This window comes from Vibrio sp. ZOR0018, from assembly GCF_963865925.1.
Taxonomy (GTDB): Bacteria; Pseudomonadota; Gammaproteobacteria; order Enterobacterales; family Vibrionaceae; genus Vibrio; species Vibrio anguillarum.
The window spans coordinates 905-3,453 of record NZ_CAWMCN010000062.1 but is presented as its reverse complement, the minus strand read 5'-3'; the positions used below and the strand labels follow the sequence as shown (position 1 = coordinate 3,453).

Here is a 2,549-nt window from a genome sequence, read left to right as displayed (position 1 = left end):
TAGCTTTACACCTGAAAGTCAGCACTTTTCCATGTATCTCGCCAGTGGCACTGTTCGTGAAGTGCTTGAACTAACCGAAGCCTTCTTACGGGAAGTGGTGTGTTTATTTCTTTGGTGTGGCTTCTTTGGTTTTGAAGCTCTTTCGCGTTTAAATGGATTTTGCGCACTTGGTTGTTGGCTTCTTCGACATAATTCTTTGTAAATTTAAGTCCTAGAAGCTCGTCAGTTTCCCTGTTATTTCTTCTTTGCCAAGTGCGTTTCGTGGATTAGGTTTTAGTTTCTCAGTTGTCCGTTTTACTTTGCCGCTTGAAATCAATAATGTGTTTTAAATTAGGCCGTTGGGTAGTAAATCTCCAGCTAAAGTGCAGCAGCTAACAAACGGCTCAAGAGGGATTGCCAACGCTTGGCGACTTTAGTGCAAAATTGCAGTTCAGTGTTTACGGTGTATTTTTTGAGTTCGGCGGTGCGTTGTCAACCCCTTAGCCGGGCGTTATGTTTAATCAGCATCACAAATTTCCACTGTTTTTATATACAGTTTAATGTGTTCGGCTATCATCTCGAGCTTTGAACACATTCGAAGAATTAAATATGAGCAACTATCTAGAGCGCGGCATTAAAGAACTCGTTGAAGAGTTCATTTCTTGTGGGAAACCCTGTCCATCAAAACAAACTATTTCTGATCGTCGGGCTGGTTATCTATCAAGTACAGTTTTAGCTGGCTCTAGCCCTGAAATGGCCGATGAGTTTGTTGATGAGCTGGATGGTATTCAAATCAAAGTTTATAAGCCAAGCGATAAAGCTAATTTACCAATCACGATTTACTTTCATGGTGGTTGTTTCATTAGTGGTGGTTTTGAAACACATGAAGCACAACTGAGGCAGTTAGCTCATCTATCAGAGACTATAGTGGTTTGCATTAAGTACAGATTAGCACCAGAACATACATATCCATCAGCTCATGATGATGTATTTCAGACCACGTTGGGTATCAAAGAGCATGGTCATAAATATGGCGGTGATACTGAACATGTGTTTTTTGTCGGTGATAGTGCTGGCGCACAATTAGCTCTTGCTACAGCACTTCGCTTGAAAAATAAAAAGCTGTGGCTACCTGAAAAACAAGTCCTAATATATCCAATGGTCGATCCCTTGGGCGCGTCTGATAGTTATCAGAAAAACGGTACAGATTTTATTATTACCGCTCAAATGTTGCTGTCAGGTTTTCAGCTTTATGCGGGTGAATCAGAGCGGTTAGTCAGTGAAACAGAACTCAATCTATTAGCAAGAAAAGATTTTCAAGGTTTACCGCCAACGATGATTATCACAGCCGAGTATGACCCACTGCGAGATGAAGGAGAGCAGTTATACAGGTTGCTTCTTTCCCAAGGAGTTGACGCTTATTGTGAACGTTACCTAGGTGTAATACATGGTTTCTATCAACTTTCCGGTGTAAGTGAGTCTGCAAGGCGTTGTATTAGGTACATTGCAGAAACGCTCAAAAATTAAACATAACAAACGCTTCAAGAGGGACTTCCAACGCGTGGCATTTTTATTATGCGTTGGTTTTTGTGTTTACGGTGTTATGCGGAAACTTGGTAGTAGCGTTGTCAGCCCCTTAAGCGGGCGTTATATTTTTTAGAGAGAATTCAGTGAAAATGATAAATTACAGTTACTTAGCAATATTGTTGACTACTAGTCAATTTGTATTGGCGGATGAAGTGCAGATTGAAAGAAAATTACCTGCCTGTGACTATAGCAAATTAACGATAAACGTACCGTCAACTATCAAATTGGTTGCTGTAGGCTCCCCCTCAGGTAGTGTGAAAGGTGCTAGCAAAGAGTTGGATTATCTCAGATTCAAATGTCTTGATGGTTCGTTGGAAATTAGTACGAAAGAAAATGTTTTGGTTGACTAATATTTCAAATTTGAGTTAGTGAATGGTTCGCTAAAAGACTTAACCTTAAATGGTGACCAAAAAGTTGATATCACAGAACTATCAGCAAAACACTTCGAAATGACGATCAATGGTATTGGCAAATCATCATTAACGGGACAAGTTACATCTTTCAATATTTCATTGAATGGAGCGGCTGAACTGGATGCTTTTAAGTTGAAATCGGAGAAAGGAAAGATAGAGGTTAATGGTGCAGGAGTCGCTCAATTAAACGTGTCTTCAGAATTAAATGCTCGTGTTAATGGCTCTGGTCGTGTTGAGTATTCGGGGGCACCTGTGAGTATAGAAACTGAAATTAATGGCAGAGGCTCTATAATAGCCATACCGTGAGTAACAAAAATATAACAAACGGCTCAAGAGGGATTGCCAACGCGCGGCGACTTTAGTGCAAAATTGAAGTTCAGTGTTTACAGTGTGTTTTTTAAGTTCGGCGGTGCGTTGTCAACCCCTTAGCCGGGCGTTAGGCAAAGTGAGTTTTTATCAGCTAAATCGAGTTGAAATTGAGCAGTAAATTCCATGTTTTGTGGCTTAACTTAAGCAATAAATAATCATCACATATTTGCTGTTTCTTGATCGCGTTGGGTTATTTTTCGT

General features: G+C 40.2%; 4 protein-coding genes. All 4 read left to right on the top strand.

Going from position 1 to position 2,549, the window contains the following annotated elements:
• A partial coding sequence (locus AACR75_RS18570; RefSeq protein WP_231564228.1) for a hypothetical protein occupies nt 1-202 on the top strand: 202 nt, incomplete at its 5' end.
• 386 nt (nt 203-588) lie between these two features.
• Nucleotides 589-1,506, top strand: a complete 918-nt coding sequence (locus AACR75_RS02225) for an alpha/beta hydrolase (RefSeq protein WP_047691647.1) — start codon at nt 589-591, stop codon at nt 1,504-1,506.
• A gap of 143 nt (nt 1,507-1,649) precedes the next feature.
• Complete coding sequence (locus AACR75_RS02220) at nt 1,650-1,916, top strand: hypothetical protein (RefSeq protein WP_231564227.1); 267 nt, start codon at nt 1,650-1,652, stop codon at nt 1,914-1,916.
• Between the two features lie 18 nt (nt 1,917-1,934).
• Nucleotides 1,935-2,285, top strand: a complete 351-nt coding sequence (locus tag AACR75_RS02215; RefSeq protein ID WP_231564226.1) for a GIN domain-containing protein — start codon at nt 1,935-1,937, stop codon at nt 2,283-2,285.
• The last annotated feature ends 264 nt before the right edge of the window (nt 2,286-2,549 follow it).